The organism is Geodermatophilus sp. SYSU D00965, assembly GCF_054050075.1.
On record NZ_JBJGYQ010000011.1, the window covers coordinates 120,171 to 135,499 of the forward strand.

General features: G+C 76.7%; 13 protein-coding genes. 3 read left to right on the plus strand and 10 right to left on the minus strand.

From position 1 onward, the window contains the following. Window positions 1-25: 25 nt before the first annotated feature. The 7 genes from ACI789_RS12525 to kdd form a co-directional block, all read right to left on the minus strand. A complete protein-coding gene (locus ACI789_RS12525) occupies window positions 26-817 on the minus strand; it encodes a polyprenol monophosphomannose synthase (protein ID WP_457009418.1) in 792 nt (263 codons plus the stop codon). Continuing rightward, entirely contained in the window at window positions 814-2,454 is a 1,641-nt protein-coding gene (lnt, locus tag ACI789_RS12530) for an apolipoprotein N-acyltransferase (RefSeq protein WP_457009420.1), read from the minus strand. The genes ACI789_RS12525 and lnt overlap by 4 nt, the downstream gene beginning before the upstream one ends. Window positions 2,455-2,968: 514 nt before the next feature. Next, window positions 2,969-3,367 carry a 3-aminobutyryl-CoA ammonia lyase gene (gene kal, locus ACI789_RS12535; protein ID WP_457009422.1) on the minus strand — a complete coding sequence of 133 codons (399 nt, stop codon included), beginning with the start codon at window positions 3,365-3,367 and terminating at the stop codon, window positions 2,969-2,971. After that, a complete protein-coding gene (kamE, locus tag ACI789_RS12540; protein ID WP_457009424.1) occupies window positions 3,364-4,113 on the minus strand; it encodes a lysine 5,6-aminomutase subunit beta in 750 nt (249 codons plus the stop codon). The genes kal and kamE overlap by 4 nt, the downstream gene beginning before the upstream one ends. Next, window positions 4,106-5,683 (minus strand): lysine 5,6-aminomutase subunit alpha, encoded by a 1,578-nt coding sequence (gene kamD / locus ACI789_RS12545; RefSeq protein WP_457009426.1) that lies wholly within the window; start codon window positions 5,681-5,683, stop codon window positions 4,106-4,108. Before kamD ends, kamE begins: the two co-directional genes overlap by 8 nt. A gap of 77 nt (window positions 5,684-5,760) precedes the next feature. Continuing rightward, complete coding sequence (locus tag ACI789_RS12550) at window positions 5,761-7,275, minus strand: amidohydrolase (protein ID WP_457009428.1); 1,515 nt, start codon at window positions 7,273-7,275, stop codon at window positions 5,761-5,763. Beyond that, on the minus strand, window positions 7,272-8,300 hold the full coding sequence (gene kdd, locus ACI789_RS12555) for an L-erythro-3,5-diaminohexanoate dehydrogenase (protein WP_457009430.1): 1,029 nt from the start codon (window positions 8,298-8,300) through the stop codon (window positions 7,272-7,274). Before kdd ends, ACI789_RS12550 begins: the two co-directional genes overlap by 4 nt. Window positions 8,301-8,399: 99 nt before the next feature. Here kdd and ACI789_RS12560 point away from each other — a divergent pair, with 99 nt between their 5' ends. Together ACI789_RS12560 and ACI789_RS12565 are read left to right on the plus strand one after the other, a co-directional pair. Beyond that, the gene (locus ACI789_RS12560; RefSeq protein ID WP_457009432.1) at window positions 8,400-9,812 is read left to right on the plus strand and encodes a KamA family radical SAM protein; all 1,413 of its coding nucleotides are present in this window, start codon (window positions 8,400-8,402) and stop codon (window positions 9,810-9,812) included. A gap of 66 nt (window positions 9,813-9,878) precedes the next feature. Continuing rightward, window positions 9,879-10,403: a GNAT family N-acetyltransferase gene (locus ACI789_RS12565; protein ID WP_457009434.1), complete on the plus strand. Its 525-nt coding sequence runs from the start codon at window positions 9,879-9,881 to the stop codon at window positions 10,401-10,403. Window positions 10,404-10,492: 89 nt separating this feature from the next. On the opposite strand, the gene ACI789_RS12570 is transcribed toward ACI789_RS12565, so the two are convergent. Beyond that, window positions 10,493-11,365 carry a lysophospholipid acyltransferase family protein gene (locus tag ACI789_RS12570; protein ID WP_457009436.1) on the minus strand — a complete coding sequence of 291 codons (873 nt, stop codon included), beginning with the start codon at window positions 11,363-11,365 and terminating at the stop codon, window positions 10,493-10,495. A 47-nt stretch (window positions 11,366-11,412) separates the two neighbouring features. Further along, window positions 11,413-12,594 (minus strand): glutamate--cysteine ligase, encoded by a 1,182-nt coding sequence (locus ACI789_RS12575; RefSeq protein WP_457009438.1) that lies wholly within the window; start codon window positions 12,592-12,594, stop codon window positions 11,413-11,415. Window positions 12,595-12,841: 247 nt separating this feature from the next. On the opposite strand from ACI789_RS12575, the gene ACI789_RS12580 reads away from it, so the two are divergent. After that, window positions 12,842-13,687, plus strand: coding sequence for a hypothetical protein (locus ACI789_RS12580; protein ID WP_457009440.1), 846 nt, complete (start codon window positions 12,842-12,844; stop codon window positions 13,685-13,687). Between the two features lie 7 nt (window positions 13,688-13,694). Here ACI789_RS12580 and ACI789_RS12585 read toward each other — a convergent pair whose 3' ends face one another. Beyond that, the gene (locus ACI789_RS12585) at window positions 13,695-15,302 is read right to left on the minus strand and encodes an Rv2578c family radical SAM protein (protein ID WP_457009442.1); all 1,608 of its coding nucleotides are present in this window, start codon (window positions 15,300-15,302) and stop codon (window positions 13,695-13,697) included. Between the last annotated feature and the right edge of the window lie 27 nt (window positions 15,303-15,329).

Consider the following 15,329-nt stretch of genomic DNA (forward strand, 5'->3'; position numbering starts at 1 on the left):
CCCGGCGCGTGCGGCCCCGGCCCGCCTACCGGACCGCGGTCGACCGCCCGCCGTCGCGGACCCGTCCCGGCACGGGGCGGCGGACCCGGCCCGGCAACCAGTCGGCCAGCCGGTCCTGCAGGCCCCACCAGGTGACCCGTACCAATGCCTCTCCAACGATCGAACCGCTCATCTTGCTCCTGCCGAACGCCCGTTCGGTGAAGGTGATCGGCACCTCGACCACGCGGGCCCCGGCGCGGACGGCGCGCCAGGCCCAGTCGACCTGGAAGCAGTAGCCCTGGCTGGCCACGTCGTCGAAGGGCAGCCGGTCGACCAGCGCGGCCCGCACCGCGCGGAACCCGCCGGTGGCGTCGGCGAGCGGCAGCCGCAGGGCCCAGCGGGTCCACAGGTTGCCCGCCCGGGACAGCAGCAGCCGGTGCGCCGGCCAGTCCTCCACCCGGCCGCCGGGCACGTACCGGGAGCCCAGCGCCAGGTCGGCGCCCTCCAGCGCGGCCAGCAGGGCGGGCAGCTGCTCGGGGTGGTGGGAGCCGTCGGCGTCCATCTCGACCAGGACGTCGTAGCCACGCGCCCGCCCCCACCGGAAGCCGGCCACGTAGGCCGGCCCGAGCCCGGCCTTCACGGTGCGGCGCAGCACGTGCACCCGCGGGTCGAGGGCGGCCAGCTTCTCGGCGAGCTCCCCGGTGCCGTCCGGCGAGCCGTCGTCCACCACCAGGGCGTGCGCCGCGGGGACGCTGCGGTGCAGCCGCTCGAGGATCGGCTCGAGGTTGTCCACCTCGTCGTAGGTGGGGACGACGACGAGGACCCGCGCCGCGGTCACGCCGAGCTCCGCCGGGCGCGACGGCGGACGGCCGCGGGCACGACCACGGCCAGCAGCGCCCCCGCCGCCAGCGCGCTCAGCCCCCACTCCGGCCCGGCGCCGAGCCGCTCGGCCACGGTGGTCGAGTCGCGCTGGGCGACGTCCTCGACGAAGACCGCCGGCTCGAACAGCTCCGAGCGGGCCGCCAGGGACCCGTCGGGGGCGACGATCGCCGAGATGCCGCTGGTGGCGGCGACCAGGACGGTGCGGCCGAACTCCACCGCGCGCAGCCGGCTGGCGGCCAGCTGCTGCTCGCTCTCGTCGGTGTAGCCGAAGGTGGCGTTGTTGGTCTGGACGACGACCATCCCGGCCCCCGCCCGGACCACGTCGCGCACCAGCCCGTCGTAGACGACCTCGAAGCAGATGAGGTCGCCCACCTGCGCGCCGCCGGCCTCCAGCACCCCGACCTCGGTGCCGTGCACGAAGTCCCGCCGGATCAGGTCGACCTTGTCGCTGAACAGGCGGAAGAAGCTCCGGGCCGGCACGTACTCGCCGAAGGGCACGGGGTGGCGCTTGACGTAGGTGTCCCCGGGCCCGGTCTCGGGGTCCCAGACGATGCCGGTGTTGCTGATGTACCGCCCCGGGCCGTCGACGACCGCGCCGACCAGGATCGGCGCGCCGACGGCCTCGGCGGCCCGGCTGATCGCGCGCGCGGCGTCGGCGTTGAGGTAGGGGTCGATGTCGGAGCTGTTCTCGGGCCACACGACGAGGTCCGGCTGCGGCCGCTCGCCCGCCGCGACCGCCTCGGCCAGCTCCACGGTGCGGGTGACGTGGTTGTCCAGGACCGCCCGCCGCCGCTCGTTGAACTCCAGGCCGGGCTGGGGCACGTCGCCCTGGACGACGGCGACGGTGCGCGTCGGGCCGCCGTCGGTCAGCGACGGGCCGGGCAGGGGCGCCCAGGCCAGCCAGCCCAGCAGCGGCACCGCGACCGCGCCGGCGAGCGCGAGCACCGCCGCCCGCAGCCCGGCGTCCCGGCCGGCCCGCGGCGGAGCCCCCCGGGCGGCCCGCCGCGCGGTCAGGCGCAGCACCCCGGCGGCCAGCAGCGTGCCGGTGAGCGCGACGGCGAAGCCGACCAGCGGCACCCCGCCGTAGGCGGCCAGGGAGAGGAACGGGCCCTCGGTCTGGCTCAGCCCCAACCGGCCCCAGGGGAACCCGCCCAGGGGCAGCCGGCCGCGCAGCGCCTCGTCAGCCACCCACAGCGCCGCCGCCCACAGCGGCCACAGCGGCAGCCGGGACGTCGCCGCGGTGGCCGCACCGAGCAGCGCGACGAACAGCGCCTGCGACACCGCCAGGGCCAGCCACGGGAAGGCGCCGACGTAGATGCCGCTCCACGACAGCAGCGGCACGAAGAAGGTCAGGCCGCAGACCAGGCCCAGCCAGGCGCCCGCGCGGGCGCGCTGTCCGGCGACGGCGAGGGCGAGGGCGGCCACGCCCAGCGGCGCCAGCGGCCACAGGCCCCAGCCGGGGAAGGCCAGCAGCAGCAGTCCTCCGCCGGCGGCGGCCAGCATCGTGCGCCAGGGCAGGCGGCGGCGGGACGGGGATGCCGGCCGCGGTGTCTCGGAGGGGCGCTCCAGCGTGCCGGAGGCGACTGCGCCCACCGTCGCCTCCCGTGCTCGTGCGCTTCCCGGGCCCGGGCGGGTCGCACCGGGCCGCGACCGCCGGCGCCGTTGCCGCGGTCCGCGCCCAGCATCCCATCCCGGCGCGGCCGGACGGCGCCCCCGAGGTCGGGGTGCGTCGTCCGCGCCGGGACTCCGGTCGGCGCCGGCGGCTCCCGCGCTCGGGTGGTCGCACCTTCGGGCCGGCCGGCCGGTCGCTGGCGGCGATCGGGCGGCCGTTGTCTGGTGGTGCGGACCCGGACGGGCCCCGCCGGGTGCCCGGACCGCGCTCCCCCGGCCAGCCGCCGGCGCTCACGACCCGGGCTGCGGACGGCGGGCGCCGTCCGCGCGGCCTGAGGGCCCGCACGACTGGTCCGGGGAGGCACGTGCCGGTGCTCCCGGAGTGGAACTGCAGGCACTGTAAGAAGTGCGCCGACAGGCGCGCCCGCCTCTGGAGGGGCTCGTGACGAACTGTGACCTGTTCGTTACGGCGTGGCGCCTGGACAGCCCCGCGGGGTCAGGCCGGACCGGGGACGACGAGGGCGGCGGTGGCCTCCACGACAGTCACTGGCGGGTCCAGCACGGCGGCCGCCGAGGGGCCCCGCTCCGGCTGCGCGCGGGCCACCACGCGCGCGGTGCAGCGCAGCTCGCGGCTGCGCCGGCCGATCCGGACCACCTCGGCGGTCGCCTCCAGCACGTCCCCGGCCTGCACCGGGGCGAGGAAGCGCACGTCCGAGTACCCGGCCAGCAGCCCCTCGTCGCCGTCGAGCACGATCGCGACCTCGGTGGCGACGTCGCCGAACAGGCCGAGCGTGTAGGCGCCGTCCACCAGGTTCCCGCCGTAGTGGGCGTGGCTGGAGGGCACGTACCGGCGGTGGGTGACGGTCAGCCCCAGGCGGGGGTCGGGCTCGGTCATGCGGCGGCTCCGGTCGGGACGAGGGCGGACACGAGGTAGCTGGCGACCTCACCGGGCGTCGTCCCCCGGCCGAAGACCTTGTCGACGCCGAGGTCGCCGGCCATCGCCGGGTCGAAGCGCGGGCCGCCGACGACCAGCAGCGGGCGGTCCTCCCCCATCGCCTCGCGGAAGGCGGCGGCCAGCTCGCGGGTGTTGCGCAGGTGGGCGTCGCGCTGGGTGACCACCTGGGAGACCAGGACGGCGTCGGCCCGCGCCGCCCGCGCCCGCGCGACCAGCTCCGGCACGCTCACCTGCGCGCCGAGGTTGGCCACCTCCAGCTCCCGGTAGTACTCCAGGCCCTTCTCCCCCGCGAAGCCCTTGAGGTTGAGGATCGCGTCGATGCCGACGGTGTGCGCATCCGTGCCGATGCACGCGCCCAGCACGACCAGCTTGCGGCGCAACCCGGTGCGGATCGCCGCGTTCACCTCGGCCGGGGAGAGCAGCGGGTAGGCCCGCTCCTCCACGGCCACCGCGTCGAGGTCGACGAGGTGCCGCACGCTGCCGTAGACGACGAAGAAGGTGAACCCCTCCCCCATCCCGTGGCTGTGCACGACCATCGCCGGGTCGATGCCCATCTTGTTCGCCAGCTGCAGGGCGGCGCCGTCGGCCCGCGGGCCCGGGGGCACCGGCAGGGTGAACGACAGCTGGACCATCCCGTCGCCGGTGGTGTCCCCGTACGGGCGGACCACGGTCACCTCGTCAGGCACGGGTCACCTCCCGCTCGAGCAGCTCCAGCGCCGGGTTGTACGCCTCGGGGCCGAGGCGGACGACGCCGTCGAGGCCCTTGCCCCGGTCCGGCGGCCGCCTGGTGATGCCGAAGGTGCCGTCGGCGATCGCCTCCAGCAGGCCCTCGTCGGCGATCCGCTCCAGCAGCTGCACCGCCTCGGTGAGCACGGTGTGCGCGCGGCGGTCGATGAAGCCGCCCTTCGGGGGCGCGAAGTCCTCGGTCAGCCCCCCGGCGGCGTCCAGGACGTAGCGCACGTTGCGCAGGGCGAGGTCCCGGTCGGACAGCCACGGGGTGACCACGGCCTCGGTCATCATCCCGACCAGCAGGATGCCCTGGCCGGTGAGCGCGCCGGCCAGGTTGAAGAACCCGTCGAGCAGGTAGCCGCGGAAGACGTCGCCGGTCATGTGCTTGGTCGGCGGCATCCACTTCAGCGGTGCGTCGGGGAACAGCGCCCGGGCGAGCATCGCGTGCGCCAGCTCCAGCCGGAACGACTCCCGCCGGTCCGGGTCGATCTCGAAGGCGTGCCCGAGCCCCAGCTGCCAGTCCTCGAGGCCGGCCTCCTTGGCCAGGGTCTCGTTGAGCAGCTGGCTGACGGTGACGGTGTGCGCCTCGTCGACGGCGTCGGCGGTGGTGAGGTAGTTGTCCTCGCCGGTGTTGATGACGATCCCGGCGCGGGCGTGGACCATCCGGCTGAACCGCTGGTCGACGAAGGTGCGCTGCGGGTTGATGTCGCGGAAGAGGATCCCGTACATCGCGTCGTTGAGCATCATGTCCAGCCGCTCCAGCCCGGCCAGGACGGCGATCTCGGGCATGCACAGGCCGGACGCGTAGTTGGTGAGCCGGACGTAGCGGCCCAGCTCCGCGCCGACGTCGTCCAGCGCGGCCCGCATGAGCCGGAAGTTCTCCTGGGTGGCGTAGGTGCCGGCGTAGCCGGTGCGGGTGGCGCCCTCGGGCACGTAGTCCAGCAGCGACTGCCCGGTGGAGCGGATGACCGCGATGACGTCGGCGCCGGCCCGGGCGGCGGCCTGCGCCTGCGGGATGTCCTCGTGGACGTCGCCGGTGGCCACGATCAGGTAGATCCACGGCCGCCGCGGCGGGTCGCCCAGCCGGGCGACGAGCTCCTCGCGGCGGGCACGGTTGGCGTCGATCCGGGCGATGCCGGCGCCCACCGCGGCCCGGGCGGCCTCCCGCGCCCGCTCGGCGTCCGTTCCCGTCGGGATCTCGAACCGGGCGGTGCCGGCGCCGACGTCCTCGGCGAGCTCCTGCAGGGACCCGCCCGAGGCGAGCGCGTGCCACACCGGCAGCGCGACGCCGGACTCCAGGCCCACCTGCTCCCGGACGGCGTCCACCACCCGGTTCACCCACGGCACCCGGTCGGTCCCCGCCCCGTTGCCGGTGACCGGGTCGGTGCCGGTGAGCCCGGCCAGCCGCAGCACCGCCCGCTCGACGGAGACGGTGGTGTGCCGCCGGGCGAGGTCCACGACGGGCTGCGCCGCCCGGACGGCGAGCTCCCGTGCCCGCGCCACCAGCACCGGGTCCAGCTCCAGCACCGGTCCCCTCCGCCGGTCCCCGGGAGGACCGGCGTCTCCGGACCGGCGGTTTCCGCGGAAACCGTCGCGTTCCTCGGTCATGGCGTCGCTCCGATCGGTTCGCCGTCGACCAGCAGGGCGCGGCAGGCCGGGCGGGCCCGCTCGGCGAGGACGGCGGAGAGGGTCTGCGCCGTCTCCCACAGCGCCAGGTCCGCGGGCGCGCCGACGGCCAGCGGGCCCGCGGGGTGCTCGGCGCGGGCGGCGTGCCAGCCGCCGTGGGTGGCCGCGTCGAAGGCGTCGAACGGCCGCAGGCCCGAGGTCGGCGTGCGGTGGTCGACCGCCGCGTGCACCCCGCCCCACGGGTCCAGCGGGGTGACCGGCGCGTCGCTGCCGATCGCCAGCGCGACCCCGGCGTCGGACAGGTCGGCGAACGGGTTGCAGTTCCGCGCCCGCTCCGCCCCGAGCCGCTCGGCGTACATGCCGGACGGACCGCCCCAGGCCGCGTCGAAGGCGGGCTGGACGCTGGCGACCATGCCCCAGTCGCGCATCCGCTCGACCGCCGCCGGGTCGGCCATCTCCACGTGCTCGAGCCGGTGGCGGCAGGCGCGCACGGCGGCCCGGCCCAGCTCCTCGACGACCGCGCCGACCGCGGTGAGCACCTGCGCGACCGCGGCGTCCCCGATGCAGTGGAAGCCGGCCTGCACCCCGGCGAGGGTGCAGGCGCGCACGTGGTCGACCAGCGACGCGGTCGCGAAGCGCAGCGCCCCCGCGGTGCCGGGCGCGTCGGCGTACGGCGCGCTCAGCGCGGCGGTGTGCGAGCCGAAGGCGCCGTCGCAGAAGAGGTCTCCCCCGGCACCGGCCAGGTCCAGCTCGGCGACGACGGCCAGGCCGCCGCGCTCGGCGAGCTCGCCCCAGTAGCCCAGCACCCGCGGGCCCGGGGTCTCGCCGGCCAGCGCGAGGAGCCCGGCGAGGTCGTCGGCGCCGGACACCTCGGGGCCGGCCATCTCGTGCAGGCTGCCGATGCCCAGGGCGGCCGCGGCGGCGAGCGTGGCGCGCTGCGCGGCCCGGCGCTGGCCGGCGTCCACCGCGCCGTAGGCGGCCTGCCGCGCGGCGTGGTGGGCGTCCAGCCGCAGCCGCCCGTCGGGGGCGAACCCGGGCAGCTGCGCGATCCCCGGCACCCGGTCCAGCAGCGCGGTGGAGACCGTGGCCGAGTGGACGTCGACCCGCGCCAGGTAGGCCGGCCGGTCGCCGACGACGGCGTCGAGGTCGTGCCGGGTGAGCCCGCGGCCCTCCGGCCAGGTGGTCTCGTCCCACCCGGTGCCCAGCAGGATCCCGTCCGCGGCGGTGGCCGCGTGCTCGCCGACCGACGACACGGCCGCCTGCAGGCTCACGCTCGAGTGGAGGTCGAGCCCGGTGAGCGCCAGTCCGGTCGCCGTGGCGTGCACGTGCGCGTCGACGAACGCCGGGGTGAGCAGCGCCCCCTCCCCCGGCAGCACCCGGTCGGCGGGCGCGGCGTCGGCGGCGTCGCCGAGCCAGGCGATCCGGCCGTCCTCCACGCGCACCGCCCGGCCGGGCCGGTCGCCGACGGTCACGTCGGTGACGAGCAGGCTCATGCGCTCACCCGGGGGTCGATCAGGGCCCGCACGCCCGGGGTGGTCCGGTAGAGGTCCAGGGCCAGGGCGGCGTGCCCCGGCGTGTAGCCGTTCCCGATCAGCATGGTCACGTCTGCCGCCATCCCCTCCGCTCCGAGCGCCGCCCGCGCGAAGGACGTCGCCATGGAGAAGAAGACCACGGTGCCGCCGTCGGCCGTCGCGAGGACCGCCCCGTGCTCGGCGCCCGGCGCGTCGACGCAGACGACGGCGACCTCGGCCGGGGTGCCGACGGCCGCGGCGACCGCGAGCGGGTCGGTGGCGTCGGCGACGACGACCCGGCCGGCCAGGCCGGTCGCGGACAGCGCCGCGGCCTCGCGCTCGTCGCGGACCAGGCCGGTCAGCTCGGTGGCGCCCGCGGCCCGGGCGGCGGCCAGGCTGAGGCAGCCGGACTTGCCCGCTGCTCCGAGGACGACGACCGACCGCGCGCCCGTCCGCTCGACCACCCGGGCGGTGGCCGCCGGGGCCCCGCACACGTCGAGCAGCGCGAGGGACACCGCGTCGGGCAGGTCGTCGGGCAGGACGGCGGCGATGGAGCGGGCGAACAGGATCGCCGTCCCGGCGGCCGGGACCTGCTCGGAGCGCCCGTCCCAGCCGGCCAGGCCGTCGGTGATCCGCAGCGGGGTGAGGGTCAGCGAGACCAGCGTGGCCACCCGGTCCCCCACGCGCAGGCCCAAGGGGGAGGCCTCCCCCACCGCGTCGACGACGCCGAGCAGCATCCCGCCGGAGCCGGTGACCGGGTTCTGCACCTTCCCGCGGGTGGCGGCGATCTCCACGACGGCCGCCCGGACCGCCGCGCCGTCCCCGCCGCAGGCCTCCGACAGCTGCCGGAACGACGCCGCGTCGAGGTTCAGCCGCTGCACCGCCACGCGCACCTCGTCGGGGCCGATCGCCGGGTCGGGGTCCAGGCGGTCGGCGGCCTGCGGCAGCACGCCGGGCGGCGCCAGCACCCGGTGGACCCCGAGTGCGCGGGCCACGTCTGTCGCCATGTACGCCTCCATCGCCGGAGAACCTAGCGCGAACCGTGCCGCAGACCGAAGTTCTTCCCGTACAGTCCCTCGGACAGCGGAGAAAGCGAGGCACCGGCCGTGCTGGAGCAGCCGTACGAGTACACCGCCCGGGAGCTCACCGAGCCAGACTGGCGTCGCCTGCCGGGCTTCGCCGGGGTCTCCGAGACCGAGTGGCGCAGCGCCCAGTGGCAGCGGGCGCACTGCGTGAAGAACGTCCGTCAGCTGTACGGCGTCTACGGCGACCTGCTCGACGACGCCTTCTACGCCGACGTCGAGGCCGACCAGGCCGGCCGGGCGACGATGTCGCTGCTGCTGCCGCCGCAGATGCTCAACACGATGGTCCCCGACGCGGTGCCGGACGCCGCGGCGCTGCGCGCGGACCCGGTGCGCCGCTACATGCTGCCGGTCGCCTCCGACCGGCTGCCCGGGGCCGCGGCCAGCCACCCGTACGCGGCCCGCGACTCGCTGCACGAGCACGAGATGTGGGCCGTCGAGGGGCTCACCCACCGCTATCCGACCAAGGTGCTCGCCGAGCTGCTGCCGACCTGCCCGCAGTACTGCGGCCACTGCACCCGGATGGACCTGGTGGGCAACTCCACCCCCGCCGTCGCCAAGCTGCGGTTCGCCCGCAAGCCGGTCGACCGGCACGCCGCCATGCTGGAGTACCTGCGGGCCACCCCCGGCGTGCGCGACGTCGTCGTCTCCGGCGGGGACGTGGCCAACCTGCCGTTCCGGACCCTCAAGGCGTTCGTCTCCGGCCTGCTGGAGATCGAGTCGGTGCGCGACATCCGGCTGGCGTCCAAGGCGCTGATGGGGCTGCCGCAGCACTGGCTGCAGGACGACGTCGTCGCGGGCATGACCCGGCTGGCCCGCACGGCGCGGGACCGCGGCGTGGCGCTGGCCGTGCACACCCACGTCAACGCCGCGCAGCAGGTGACGCCGCTGGTGGCCGAGGCGGCCCGGGCGATGCTCGCGGCGGGGGTGCGCGACGTGCGCAACCAGGGCGTGCTGCTGCGCGGGGTGAACGCCACCGCGCCGGCCCTGCTGGACCTGTGCTTCGCGCTGCTCGACGGCGCCGGCATCACGCCCTACTACCTCTACATGTGCGACATGGTGCCCAGCGCCGAGCACTGGCGGGTGTCGCTGGCCGAGGCGCAGGTCCTGCAGCACGACATCATGGGCTACCTGCCCGGCTTCGCGACGCCGCGGATCGTCTGCGACGTCCCCTACGTCGGCAAGCGCTGGGTGCACCAGGTCGCCGAGTACGACCGCGAGCGCGGGATCAGCTACTGGACGAAGAACTACCGCACCGGCATCGAGCGGGCCGACGAGGACGCCCTCGACCGCCGCTACACCTACTACGACCCGATCGCCACGCTGCCCGAGAGCGGCCGGGCCTGGTGGCGGGCCCGCGGGGTGTGGGCGGACGGGTGGAGCGGGGCCGCCGACGTGGCCGCGGCCGCCTCCCGGCAGGCCTCGCTGACCGACTGAGGCAGGACCCCCGGGACGGGCCGGCTCCGGGTGGCCGGGGCCCGTGCCCGGCGGTAGGCAGAGCGGGTGAGCGACGGCGGGGAGTGGTGCACCCCTCGCCTGCGGCTGCGGCCGTGGACCACCCGCCGCGACGACCTGGCCCGGCTGACCGACCTGTACGGCCGTGACGAGGTCACCCGCTGGCTGGGCGGGACGCCGTCCCTCACGCCGGTCGAGCTCGTGGCCCGCTGGGCGGCGGTCTGCGCCGACGCGCGGTTCGGGGTGTGGGCGGTCGAGGTCGCTTCGTCCGGGCGGGTGGCCGGCACGGTGCTGCTCAAGCCGCTCCCCGAGGGCGTCGGCGAGGTGGAGGTGGGCTGGCACCTGCACCCGGACTGCTGGGGGCACGGGTACGCCACCGAGGCCGCGCGGGCGGTCATCGACCACGCCTTCGCCGCCGGCGTGCCGGAGGTCTACGCGGTCGTGCGGCCGGGCAACACGCCGTCCCTGGCGGTGTGCCGGCGGCTGGGCATGCAGCCGCTGGGCCGGATGCGCCGCTGGTACGACGTCGAGCTGGAGGTGTTCCGGCTGATGGCCCCGCCGGTCGTCGACTGAAGGAGGACCCCGTCCTCCCCACCCTTCGCACGCTCAGGGCGGGACCCGGGACGGGGCCACGGTGAGGCTCTGCAGGGGGCCGGGCCGTGTCAGCGGGCGGCGCGGCGGCGGGCGAGCCGGGCCCGGAGGCGGGCCACCGGGTGCGGGCGGTGCACCGTCGGCTTGAGGCCGCGCACGTCGTGGTGGTCGAGCGCCACCGCCTCCTCCGGGGTCGGCGCGGTGCCGCCCAGGTGCGCCGGCAGCCACCAGCGGTCGTCGGGCCCGGCCGGCTGCTGGGGATAGGTCCGCTGCGCCTCGTCGACCAGCTCCTCCATGGCCGCCCGGATCCGGCGGAGCAGCTGCTGGGTCTTCTCCCCCGGCTGCGGGACCAGCGGCTCGCCGAGGACGACGGTGATCGCGACGTCCCGCCTGAGGTCGACGGGGTGGTGCTTGGTGGCGATCCGCTGGCCCCCCCAGACCGCCGCCGGGATGACCGGCACGCCGGCGTCGATCGCCATGCGGGCCGCGCCGGCCTTGAGGTCCTTGACCACGAAGCTGCTGCTGATCGTCGCCTCGGGGAAGATCCCGACGACCTCGCCGTCCTTGAGCGCGCGCACGGCGGACTCGAAGGCGGCCGTGCCGGCCCGGCGGTCGACCGGGATGTGGTGCATGGCCCGCATGAACGGCCCGGAGAGCCGGGAGGCGAACACCGACTCCTTGGCCATGAACCGCACCAGCCGCCGCTGCGGCAGCGCGGCCAGCCCGAGGAAGGTGAAGTCCAGGAAGCTGACGTGGTTGCTGCAGACGATCGCGCCGCCGCTGGTCGGCACGTGCTGGGAGCCGCGCACGGTGAACCGGAAGCGCAGCAGCCGGAAGACGAGCAGGACCAGCCGGATGACCCACCGGTAGGCGCGGTCCCGCCGGCCGGGGTGCGGCCCGAGCAGGTCCCGGCGGACGACGTCACGCCAGCGGGCGGTGTCCATGGCGGGACGATAACGGGCGGTTCCCGGGGGCCGCGCCGGTGCCCGGCTCAGTCCTGGGTGACCTCCACCGCGGCGCGCACGACGGCGGCGAGGTCGCCGGTCTCCCGGTGCACCCGGCGCTGCAGGTCCGCCCCGGTGCCCCGGGACAGGAGGGCGGCGACGCCGGCCTCCACCCGGTCGGCGTCGCCGGCGTCGGTGAGGGCGGGCCGGACGTGGTCGACCAGGGCCCCGACGACGTCGGCGGCCGGCGCGGGGCGGCCGGTGACCGGGTGCACGAGGTCCCCGGCCAGCCCGGAGCGGCCGGCCCGCCAGGCGGCGACGCGGATCAGCTCGCTGCGGACGGCGGGCGCGGGCACACCGGCGCGCCACTCCCGGGCGGCGGTCTCCACCAGGCCGCGGACCAGGCCGGCCAGGGTGACGGTGTCCTCGGCCCGGAGCGGGACGTCGGCGACGCGCACCTCGACCGTCGGCCACCGCTCGGACAGGCGGGCGTCGAAGTAGACCATCCCGGTGTCGACGATGGTGCCGGTCGCGACCAGCTCCTCGATCAGCCGGTGGTAGGCGCCGGCGTCGGCGAACAGCTCGGTGGGTCCCGAGGAGGGCCAGCGGTTCCAGGCCTGCGAGCGGAAGCTGGCGTGGCCGCTGTCCCGGCCCAGCCAGAACGGCGAGTTGGCGCTCATCGCGGTGAGCACGGGCAGCCAGCCGCGGATCCGGTTGAGGACGGCGACGCCCTCCTCGTCGCCGTCCACCGCGACGTGCACGTGGCAGCCGCAGCTGAGCAGCTCGACGGCGGTCAGCCCGAAGGTGTCGGTCATCGCCGCGTAGCGCTGCCCCGGCGTGGTCACCGGCTCGACGTCGACCGGGGAGCTGGCCAGGGCCGCCACGCGCGCGCCCACCCCCCGCGCGGCGGCGTCGGCCCGGCGACGCCAGTGGCGCAGGTCCGCGGAGACGTCGGCCAGCCCGGTGCACACCCGCGTGGCGAACTCCAGCTGCTGGGCCTTGAGCTCGGGCACGAGCTGTCCCCGCGGGTCGCCGTCGTCCCCGGCGTCGGATCGGGCATCATCGCGGGGCCGCCGGTCCTCGAGGTCCCGGTCGGCCCGGTCGTGCTCGGCGACGGTCTCGCCCTCGCCCCGCCGGGCGGCGATCTCGAGCGCGGCGGGACCCAGCGGCACGGGCCGGCCGCCGGGGTCGACGACGAGCAGCTCTTCCTCCACGCCCACGGTGCGCACCCGCACATGATCACCACCGGCGGCCGGGAGCGCGTGCCGAGAGCGACGAGCCGGCGGATCCATCCCCGTTATGCCCAAGACACATCCTGAGAGATGAGCACCCCTGCGGGTGCTCCACCCCGTGGGGCACTCCCGGCCCGACCTCGCGCGATCACTGCTCCGGCGCCGCAGGCGCCGGCACCCGGAGTCGGCAAGAGCCCACGAAATAGTGTCGCGTTTTCGTTGGGGATAACGGTAGAGTTCGATCATGACGGGTGCTTGGCAGCCCGCGCTGCCGCAGATGCCGGCCCCTCCCCCGGTCCGGGCCTGGCGCCGGATCCGGCCGCCGGAGGGCTACGAGGTGCAGTGGCGCCGGCTGGCCGAGGCCGCGCTCGAGCTGGGCCTGGGGCCCGACCAGCTGGCCGAGGACGGGCTGGACCCGATCGCCGCGGCCCGGGGCTGGAAGCCCGCGACGGTGGCCCTCTACAGCAAGGTCGCCCGCTACGGCGGCATCGCGCTGCCCTCGGTGCCCACCCCCGAGCCCGAGCCCCCGACCCTGGAGTTGCGGCCGCTCCGCGAGATCCGCAGCGACGACCCGGAGCACCTGCGCACGGTCGCCTGGTGCGCCCTGGCGCTGCACTGGCCCGCCACCGTCGGGCAGTTCCGCGCGCTGCGGCGCGACCAGGTGCACCCGACCGCACGGCGGCTGCTGGTGCGCACCGAGGACGGTGAGTGGTCGGTGCCCGGCGCGCTGACCGCCTGGCACGCCTGGGAGGCCTGCCGCTCCCGCTTCCCCGCCCTCGCCGACAGCCCGTGGGTGCTGCCCGCGTTGCGCCGCGGCCCCGGGCTGGCCTCGGCGGTGGGCGGGCAGCTGTCGACCCAGGCGCTGCAGGTGACCTTCGCCAAGCACGCCGTCCGCACCGGGCACGCCCTGCGGCTGACCGCGCCGCCGGCGCGGCGGGCCTGGGCCGAGGAGCTGGCCGCGGCGTACCTGACGCTGTCCTACGACTCCTACCGGCGGCTGGCGCTGGCCGCCGGCGCCGCCCCGGTGAGCCCCCGCGGCGCGGTCCGCGCGCTGCGCAGCGTCTCCCGGGCCGCCCGGCTGGCCGGCTGACCGGCGCTCAGATCAGCGCCAGCTGCTCCGCGGCCGGGGCCGCCGCGGCCGGCCGCGGCGGGACGGCGCCGGGCAGGCTGCCGGCCGGGAAGTCGCTGTCGGCGTCCCCGGGGACCCCGCCCGGCGCGCCGTCCACCCCGCGGGCCGCTCCCCCGGCCTGCCGGTCCAGGCCGTAGCGCGCCAGCAGCGGCGCCACCCGGCCGGCCAGCCAGCGCCGGTACTCCGGGTCGACCGCGGCCCCGCGCCGGTAGAGCTGCTGGTAGCGCGGCACCAGCTGGGGGTGCTCGCGGGCCAGCCAGGCGGAGAACCACTCGCGCGCCCCCGGGCGCAGGTGCAGCGGGACGACGGTGACCCCGCTGGCGCCGGCCTCGGCGATCGCCCGCAGCGCCGCGTCGAGGTCGGCCAGCCGGTCGGTCAGCCCCGGCAGCACCGGCGCGAGGAAGACCCCGCAGGACAGGCCGGTGTCGGCGATCGCCCGGACCAGCTCCAGCCGCGCCCGCGGGCTGGGCGCCCCCGGCTCCAGCGAGGCGTGCAGCGCGTCGTCCCAGATGGCCATCGACACGCCCAGGCCGATCGGCACGTCGCGGGCCGCGGCGGCCAGCTGCGGCAGGTCCCGCCGCAGCAGCGTGCCCTTCGTCAGGATGGAGAACGGCGTGCCGGAGCCGGCCAGCGCCGCGATCACCCCGGGCATGAGCCGGTAGCGCCCCTCGGCCCGCTGGTAGGGGTCGGTGTTGGTGCCCAGCGCCACGTGCTCCCGCCGCCACGAGGCGCGGCCCAGCTCGCGGCGCAGCACGTCGACCAGGTTGGTCTTCACCACCACCTGCGTGTCGAAGTCGGTCCCGGTGTCCAGCTCCAGCCACTGGTGGGTCCCGCGGGCGAAGCAGTTGTGGCTGACCACCCCGTTGGCCACGAAGTCCCCGGTGCCGGTGGTGATGTCGACCATCGGCATCTCCCGCCCGAGGTCCTCGACCGCCGTCACCCGCAGCTCCGGGCCCCCCACGACCGCCGTGCCGACGAGGTGGGACGTGGGCAGGTCCCGGGCGCCGGCGCGCCCGGTCGCGGAGCCGATGAGGTCGAGGGCGCGGCCGGGGCCCTGCAGGACGTCCTCGGTGGTGAGCGCCGGGCGCCGTTCCCCGCCGGCGGTGACGTGCCGCCAGCCGCGGCCGGTGAGGAAGCGGTGGTCACCGCTGGCGACCAGCTCGGTCCCGTCAGCCAGCCGCACCCGGGAGGCCGGCTCCACCGTCGGCCAGTGCGCCAGGACCTCCGTGGTCACGAAGCGCCGGACGCCGTCGCGCAGCTCGGTCCCGACGATCCGGTCCCCCACGCGCAGGTCGGCGATCGGCGCCTGCCCGCCGTCGGCCAGCAGGACGAGCGTGTCGCCGGCCACGCAGTACACGCAGGCGTGCGTGCAGCCGCGGTAGGGGTTGATCGTCCAGCGGAACGGCATGGCCGAGGGGCCGGGCACCTGGTTGAGGGCGCTCTTGCTGCGCACCTCGTGGAAGGTCACGCCCGGGAACTCCGGCACCTGCACGCTGCGCAGCAGGCCCCGCGTCGTGGGCATCCCGGGCAGCGCGCCCACCTCCGGGGCATCCAGCCGCTGGGCGTCCCACCGCATGACCCCCATCCGAACACGCGTTCGAAG

Bases quoted from the DNA above. Each gene is read 5' to 3' on its own strand.
- kal (WP_457009422.1), bottom strand. From the start codon at position 3,367: ATGACCGAGCCCGACCCCCGCCTGGGGCTGACCGTCACCCACCGCCGG.
- ACI789_RS12550 (WP_457009428.1), bottom strand. From the start codon at position 7,275: ATGAGCCTGCTCGTCACCGACGTGACCGTCGGCGACCGGCCCGGCCGG.
- kdd (WP_457009430.1), bottom strand. From the start codon at position 8,300: ATGGCGACAGACGTGGCCCGCGCACTCGGGGTCCACCGGGTGCTGGCG.
- ACI789_RS12570 (WP_457009436.1), bottom strand. From the start codon at position 11,365: ATGGACACCGCCCGCTGGCGTGACGTCGTCCGCCGGGACCTGCTCGGG.
- ACI789_RS12580 (WP_457009440.1), top strand. From the start codon at position 12,842: ATGACGGGTGCTTGGCAGCCCGCGCTGCCGCAGATGCCGGCCCCTCCC.
- ACI789_RS12585 (WP_457009442.1), bottom strand. From the start codon at position 15,302: ATGCGGTGGGACGCCCAGCGGCTGGATGCCCCGGAGGTGGGCGCGCTG.